This window comes from Geobacillus sp. LYN3, assembly GCF_003064505.1.
Classification (GTDB): domain Bacteria; phylum Bacillota; class Bacilli; order Bacillales; family Anoxybacillaceae; genus Parageobacillus_B; species Parageobacillus_B toebii.
This window is the reverse complement of record NZ_QCWL01000001.1, coordinates 2796291-2803888: the sequence shown is the minus strand read 5'-3', so window position 1 is coordinate 2803888 and position 7598 is coordinate 2796291. Positions and strand designations below refer to the sequence as shown.

Genomic DNA, 7598 nt, shown 5'->3' with positions numbered 1-7598 from the left:
AGCTTTTTTTCTTCCAACGGTTGAAACTCAGGAGAAAACCGTGAGTGTGGAGGATAAACTTTTGACAATACCAAAAATAAAAAAGGGGTGGATCAAATGGACTTGTTGCAAGAGTTGGAATGGCGCGGATTAATTAACCAAGTCACGGATAAGGAAGGGCTTCAGAAATTACTAAATGAGGAAAAAGTGACGTTATATTCCGGATTTGACCCTACGGCGGACAGTTTGCACATCGGACATTTATTGCCGATTTTAACGCTGCGCCGATTTCAGCTAGCTGGCCATCGTCCAATTGCGCTTGTTGGCGGTGCGACCGGGCTAATCGGAGACCCAAGCGGAAAAAAAAGCGAGCGTACATTAAATGCAAAAGAAACGGTGCAACAATGGAGTGAACGCATTAAAGAGCAATTGTCAAGATTTTTAGATTTTGACGCGAAAGAAAATCCGGCGAAAATCGCCAACAACTATGATTGGATTGGTTCGCTTGATGTGATTACTTTTTTGCGCGATGTTGGAAAAAACTTCGGGCTAAACTACATGCTGGCGAAAGAATCGGTGCAATCGCGCATCGAGACAGGCATTTCGTTTACGGAGTTTAGCTATATGATTTTACAATCATTGGACTTCTTAAAACTTTATCAAAACGAACAATGTCGTTTGCAAATTGGCGGCAGTGACCAATGGGGAAATATCACAGCAGGATTAGAGTTAATCCGAAAAACGGAAGGAGATGCAAAAGCGTTTGGATTAACCGTTCCGCTTGTTACCAAAGCAGATGGAACAAAATTCGGGAAAACAGAGAGCGGAGCCATTTGGCTTGATCGGGAAAAAACGTCTCCATATGAGTTTTACCAATTTTGGATTAACACAGACGACCGTGATGTCATTAAATATTTAAAATACTTTACGTTCTTATCGAAAGAAGAAATTGAAGAGCTAGAAAAACAATTGCAGAAAGCTCCGGAACAGCGTGCGGCGCAAAAAGCGTTAGCCGAAGAAATGACGAAACTTGTCCATGGAGAAGAAGCCTTGAAGCAAGCGATTCGCATTTCGGAGGCGCTCTTTAGTGGAAGTGTGTCACAATTAACAGCCGAGGAAATTGAACAAGGGTTTAAAGACGTTCCTTCTTTTGAATATAAGGGAGAGGAAGTTCCGTTAGTGGAACTCCTTGTCATGGCGAAGATTGTGCCATCGAAACGGCAGGCGAGGGAAGATATTACAAACGGAGCGATTTACATCAATGGCGAGCGCATACAAGATGTCAATGCAGTGATTACAAAAGAAAACCGCATCGAAGGACGTTTTACCATCATTCGCCGCGGAAAGAAAAAATATTATTTAATTCGCTACCAATAAAAAACCCGGGAAGACCGGGTTTTTTATTGGTAGATGATCACAAGAAAAAAATCCCTCCAGAACCATATCTGAAGGGATGCGGCGCATTAACGAGAGTAGAACTCAACGATTAATGCTTCGTTAATTTCCGCTGGCAATTCGGAACGTTCAGGTAAACGAGTATACGTGCCTTCAAGTTTTTCAGCATCCAATGTTAAATAATCTGGTACGAAGTTGTTCAATTCTAATGCTTCTTTAATGACTTGAAGGTTGCGAGATTTTTCGCGGACAGAAATCGTTTGGCCAGGTTTCACACGGTAAGATGGAATGTTTACACGGTTTCCGTCAACTAAAATATGGCCGTGCGTTACAAGCTGACGAGCTTGGCGGCGAGTACGCGCAAAGCCTAAACGGTAAACAAGGTTGTCTAAACGTGATTCTAAAAGAATCATAAAGTTTTCCCCGTGTTTACCAGGCATTTTGCCAGCTTCTTCAAACGTTTTGCGGAATTGACGTTCGTTTACGCCGTACATATGGCGAAGTTTTTGTTTTTCTTGCAATTGCAGACCATATTCCGAAAGTTTTCTGCGTTGACTTGGACCATGTTGACCTGGTGGGTAAGGACGTTTTTGCAACTCTTTACCTGTACCGCTTAAGGAGATTCCTAGGCGGCGAGAAATTTTCCACGTTGGACCTGTATAACGAGCCATTCAATGCTCCTCCTTTTGCTTTTATTTCGGGTAAAATAAAAGCAGGCGTGCGTCAACAATTATGGCCATTTTGTTTTCATGTATCCTCGCTCTAGCAGCTAAGAGTTACACGATACACCTCGTTATCGAGGAACAAAATGGAACCATAAAGGTGAGCACTAAGGCTGCTATATTTTACACAAAGGCTATTATATGACTTTTATAGGGCAAAGTCAATATTTTTATTTTCCTTATTTCGAGATAATATGATATAATAAAAGATGTAATTTTTTGAAAAGTTTTGTATATACTCCATTCTAAAACTAACTGGAATGAGAACATCAGTTTAGGTGAAAAGGGCGATGAAATTAGAAGAAGAAAAAGTGTACGGAGCCTTTAAACAAAAATTTTTTCATTGGTTTTTATCGTATGATGATTATGAGAATTTTTCCAATGTGATCACAGAATTGCTGTTACTACTCAAACAGGAGCTTATGATAAAGCAAGCTGCTTTTTTTGTGTTTGATCCTTTAAATAAATCGTTTTATCCGGAAGCAATCACGAAATCAGAAGAAAGTCACTCTCCTTTCTGTTATCAAATTCTGCCTGACAATATAAAAGCAATGGTAGATGATGAGCAGCAGACGATACAAATTCATGAAGATGAAAAGTATATAACCGCGCAAATTTTCCTTCGCCTTTCCGAGGAGTTAATCGGGATGTTGCAACTAGTGTATGATCGCCAGCTTTTCATAAGCAGAAAGCTGCTAAAAAAAATCAAACAAGATTTTTCAACGCTTTTCCGAAAGTTCAGGATGATATCCCAAGGGCTTAGCGATGAAAAACGTTATGAACAGCTTCATCGGTTTGCCGCGAAAATTCATTCATCGATGAAGATTGATGATGTGCTCGAGGAAATTATTAACACTCTTAAGCAAGTATATCCGTCCTTTACATACCATTTGCTTTTGTCGCACGATAATCAGCATCACGGGCATTTGCCAATCAAACCGCTTGTTTTTGATGAAAGCGGCGAAAATATGGCAGCGATGCAGGCTTTTTTGACGGGGAGAATTCAGTTTGAAGACTCCATTTCGCTGCGTCGTTCCGTTTTGTATGCGCCGATTAAAGGAGCGCAGGGCGTTTACGGTGTTATTGAAATTATGGCCCCTTACATTATGGAGTTTCCAAAAAGGGAAATCAATTTTATTTCTTTGCTTGCCAATACGGCGGGAAGCGCGTTGGAAAATGCGAAATTGTATGAGCAATCCCGTCGTCTCGTTGCGGATTTACAGCTAATTAATGAAACGATACACCAGTTGAATGCAAATTTGCGTCTTCAAGATGCCATTGAATTTATGGTAAAGCAAATTAAGCAATCGTTTTGTGCGGATGAAGTCGGTTTTTTCTGGTTTGAAGGGAGGAAACGAAAGCTATTACCTGGGAGCACACCATTTTTTCAATCCTGTAAATCCAAAAAGTATATTGAATTTGTGGAAAAGAAAATGAAAACGGAAAAGGATATCGTCTTTGTTGGAGATGCAAAAATTCATGCTTCTCTTTCCGTTCCTGTCTATCACTCTCTAATGGCTGCTCCTATGGTTCAAAATGGGGAGCTAAAAGGAGTTTCGATTGTTTTACATCGCGAACCATACCATTTTACGTTTGAAATGTTTAAACTGTTGCAGTCACTGATTCAACATTCCACCCTCGCATTTACGAATGCGATGTTAAGAGAAGAGCTTGAAAAGCACGTTGTTACGGACTATTTGACGAAATTGTATACAAGACGTTATTTAGATGAACAAATCAAAACATCGATGCTTCATGATGAATTTGGAACGCTTATTTTAGTCGATATCGATAATTTTAAACAAGTAAATGATACATATGGACATCAAATAGGAGATGATGTACTCGTTCAGGTTGCCAATATCATTCGTGCCAATATTCGTGCTAGTGACATTGGCGCTCGTTGGGGTGGGGAGGAGCTCGCAGTTTATTTGCCTAAAGTGTCATTAGCTTCAGGAATTTCGATTGCGCATCGTCTTGCTGAAAAAGTAAGAAAGGAAACACATCCTCCTGTAACGATTTCATGCGGCATTTCGTATTGGAAAAAAAATCGTCCCGAAGAAGCGAAAGATTTATTTAAACGGGCTGATGAGGCGCTTTATGCGGCGAAAAGAACAGGAAAGAATTGTATTTTTGTGAAAGATTATGTTCGTCAATATAAAGTGTAAAAAGGAATCCGTTCATTCGGATTCCTTTCTTCTCGATTATTGTTTTCTATCCTATAATGTCGCTATAATGACGTCGACGAACTTTTCCAAATATTTTTGATCTGTTTCATCAAAGCTATTTTTGATCGGACTATCAATGTCTAGTACACCGATTACATTTCCGTCTTTTACCATAGGCACAACGATTTCCGATTGAGATGCCGCATCACATGCGATGTGGCCAGGAAACAGATGAACATCAGGAACGATGATTGTTTTTTGTGCCGCATACACCTTTGCCAAACGGAATGCGTACACAGGCCGGAAGTCCTTGAAACGGCCCTAACACAAGCTCATCGTTTTCCGTTAAGTAGAAACCAACCCAATTGATTTGTTCGAAAAAATGATTTAATAAAGCGGAAGCATTGGCTAAATTGGCGATGAAGTTTGATTCTCCTTCAATTAACGCGCGCAGCTGTTGAATGACAAGTTCGTAGTTTTCTTCCCGTGTTCCGTTATAAGCGACAGCATGAAACAATGTTTTTCCGCCTCCTTTGTCCATATGAGGATATTCTATGGTGGTTATAGAAACTTTGTCAATCGAAAAACGCTTCTTTTAGCATAACGTCCGTTCCTTGATGTAAATCGTTTGCGCTATGTGCGTCTGAACCATATATAATACGGATGTTTCGCTTCATTGCCTCGCGGATTACCCAGTTTGGCGGATACGGCTGCAAACAAAGCGGTTTTCTAGCACCTGCACCGTTATAGTCAAGCTCATAATCGCGGAGTTTTATTTCATTGAGAATCTGTAACAGCGGCTCCGTCATCGGTGAAGAACAAGGGAAGCGTTTTTGAAATTTATGGATAAGCGTCATATGGCCAATGCGTTTCGGTTTATATGGGCCAAGATTTGCGCGAATCGATTGCAAAACTGTGTCGTAATACGCATTGTACACATTGTCGATCGAGCCGAATAATGTTATGATATCGGCGAACATTTCAGGGCTGTAATCGATACAGACGTACTGTCCTTTGCAATAGAGAAAATGTACAGATAAAATGCCGTCATCTAACAACGGTCCGACATCTTCTAAAAATCGTGCTGTTTTTTCTTCGAAACCGAGAATAAAATCGACTTCAAGACCGATGTGGATGATAATATCATTTTGATAACGTGCTTTCAAATCGGTTAATGATGCGAAATAATGATCGATTTGTTCGCGACGCATTGCGCTATCTTGATATGGTGTCGGATCGGTAAATCCTTCCGGAAGCGGGGCATGCTCTGTAAAAGAAATTTCTTTATAGCCAAGCATAATGGCCCGTTCAACGTATTGTTCTAGTGAATCGCCGCTTCCGTGCGGACAAAACGGGGTATGGATGTGCCCGTCACGCAAAATGACTCACTCCTTCCTTAATATAAGAAAAATGAAGATTTCTGTGAAAAAAATAAAAAATTTGGTCAAAAAATGTCGTTAACATGGTATCATAAAAACATTGAAAAAACATTACGCAAATTTGCCTTCTCGGTTAACCTCATTTTCTTTTGTGACTAACTCGGGTGCAAGGGGGCTATTTCTTGATGGAAATCGCAGTTATCGTTCTACTCCTTCTTGGCGGAGTAATGATATATAATCATGTGTACCGAAAAAAAATGTATAGCGAAATTGATCGACTGGAAGCGTGGAAAATTTCGATTATGAATCGACCGGTGCCCGATGAGCTTTCGAAAGTAAAACAATTGAATATGACGGGAGAAACGGAACAATTGTTTGAGAAGTGGCGGCAAAAGTGGGACGATCTCGTAGCTGTTAAGTTGCCTGACGTGGAAGAAAAATTATTTGATACAGAAGAATTGCTTGATAAATATCGTTATGCAAAAGCAAAAGCGGTGTTGCGTGAAATCGATCAGCTGCTGCGTCAAGCGGAAGAGGAAGTTCAACTCATTATTGATGAAGTGCATGAATTGATCGGCAGTGAGGAGCAAAACCGTACTGAAATAGAAGAGTTAAGAACAATGTATCGTGAAGCGAAAAAAACGTTGTTGGCTTATCGGTATACGTTCGGAGTTGCAGCGGCAAAGCTAGATGAAAAATTAGAAGAGATCGAATCAAAATTTAAACAGTTTGAGGAATTAACAGCATCAGGAAACTACTTGGCTGCGCGGGAAATCGTTCTTTCATCAAAAGGGGAACTAAACAAAGTTACAGAGATGATGAGCGATATTCCAGAATTATTAACAGAGTGTCAAACAACGATTCCAGCCCAGCTGGAAGAGCTTTACGATGGATATAAAGAAATGAAGCAGGAAGGCTATATCCTTGATCATTTACAAATAGATCGGGAAATAGTGCAAAAGCGGGAAAAAATTGAACAGTGTATGCAAATGATTGGCGATTTGCAAATAGAAGAAGCAAAACAAGGGATTACTGAAATAAAAGAAGAGATTGATACATTATACGATTTATTGGAAAAAGAAGTAATTTCCCATCACTACATAAAAACAGAAATGTCTCGTATTGAAGAAATGTTGAACGAGCTCAACGAAGAAGCGAAAGAAACAAGTGAAGAAACATTGTTTGTACAGCAAAGCTATCGGTTATCGACAAAAGATCTTGAAAAATATCGCAGCATTGAAAAACAAATCCATCAGTTAATGAAGCGTTTTGAAATCATTCAAGCCCGCATTTTAGAAGCGAAAACCGCTCATTCGCTTTTAAAAGAAGAATTAGAGCAGCTGTTGGCGCAAATAGAAATGATGAAAGAAGAGCATGAGGAGTTTCGCAAGATGTTGCAAACATTGCGAAAAGACGAGCTAGTTGCCCGCGAAAAACTAGATGAGATGAAGAAAAAGCTGTCGGAAGCAATGCGGCTTGTGCAAAAAAGCCGGTTGCCAGGGCTTCCAAAATCTTACGAATTGCAATTGTCGGAAGCAAAAGATAGTTTGATGAAAGTCGCGGTGCGTTTGGAGGAAAAACCGCTTAATATGTCTGCTGTCCATCAAGCGTTGGAGGAATCCGGAAACATGGTTCAGCGCGTATATGAACGGACGGTGGAAATGATTGAGCAAGCATCTCTTGTCGAAAAAGTGATTCAATATGGGAACCGCTACCGCCGTCGCTATCCTAGCGTAAAAGAAGGATTGGAAGAAGCCGAATTTCTATTTCGCCATTACGATTATGAACAGGCGCTGGAGCAAGCGGTAGCTGCTTTAGAAAAAGTGGAGCCTGGTGCGCTTCAACGCATTCAACAAATTTTTCGTGATGAACGTTCCAAGGAAGAATAAACGATTCGCAAGACCGATAAATATCAATGGATAGATAGAGATATTTATCGGTTTTTTTGCGAATAA

5 protein-coding genes and 1 pseudogene are annotated in these 7598 nt (G+C 40.2%); 3 read left to right on the top strand and 3 right to left on the bottom strand.

Annotated features, from left to right (window positions below):
- Positions 1–96: 96 nt before the first annotated feature.
- Positions 97–1356, top strand: coding sequence for a tyrosine--tRNA ligase (tyrS, locus tag DCC82_RS14645; RefSeq protein ID WP_015864822.1), 1260 nt, complete (start codon positions 97–99; stop codon positions 1354–1356).
- Positions 1357–1442: 86 nt separating this feature from the next.
- Here the strand turns inward: tyrS and rpsD are convergent, their stop codons facing one another.
- Positions 1443–2045, bottom strand: a complete 603-nt coding sequence (gene rpsD / locus DCC82_RS14640; RefSeq protein WP_062754990.1) for a 30S ribosomal protein S4 — start codon at positions 2043–2045, stop codon at positions 1443–1445.
- Positions 2046–2386: 341 nt separating this feature from the next.
- On the opposite strand from rpsD, the gene DCC82_RS14635 reads away from it, so the two are divergent.
- Complete coding sequence (locus DCC82_RS14635) at positions 2387–4264, top strand: sensor domain-containing diguanylate cyclase (RefSeq protein ID WP_097354874.1); 1878 nt, start codon at positions 2387–2389, stop codon at positions 4262–4264.
- Between the two features lie 51 nt (positions 4265–4315).
- Here the strand turns inward: DCC82_RS14635 and DCC82_RS14630 are convergent.
- Both DCC82_RS14630 and hisJ read right to left on the bottom strand, forming a co-directional pair.
- Positions 4316–4781, bottom strand: a pseudogene (locus DCC82_RS14630) (GAF domain-containing protein).
- 58 nt (positions 4782–4839) lie between these two features.
- A complete protein-coding gene (gene hisJ / locus DCC82_RS14625; RefSeq protein WP_097354873.1) occupies positions 4840–5643 on the bottom strand; it encodes a histidinol-phosphatase HisJ in 804 nt (267 codons plus the stop codon).
- A gap of 185 nt (positions 5644–5828) precedes the next feature.
- Here hisJ and ezrA point away from each other — a divergent pair, with 185 nt between their 5' ends.
- Positions 5829–7532, top strand: coding sequence for a septation ring formation regulator EzrA (ezrA, locus tag DCC82_RS14620; protein ID WP_015864817.1), 1704 nt, complete (start codon positions 5829–5831; stop codon positions 7530–7532).
- The last annotated feature ends 66 nt before the right edge of the window (positions 7533–7598 follow it).

What these genes read in the sequence shown, in the direction of transcription:
- tyrS (WP_015864822.1), top strand. Translation starts at nt 97, where the DNA reads ATGGACTTGTTGCAAGAGTTGGAATGGCGCGGATTAATTAACCAAGTC.
- rpsD (WP_062754990.1), bottom strand. Translation starts at nt 2,045, where the DNA reads ATGGCTCGTTATACAGGTCCAACGTGGAAAATTTCTCGCCGCCTAGGA.
- DCC82_RS14635 (WP_097354874.1), top strand. Translation starts at nt 2,387, where the DNA reads ATGAAATTAGAAGAAGAAAAAGTGTACGGAGCCTTTAAACAAAAATTT.
- ezrA (WP_015864817.1), top strand. Translation starts at nt 5,829, where the DNA reads ATGGAAATCGCAGTTATCGTTCTACTCCTTCTTGGCGGAGTAATGATA.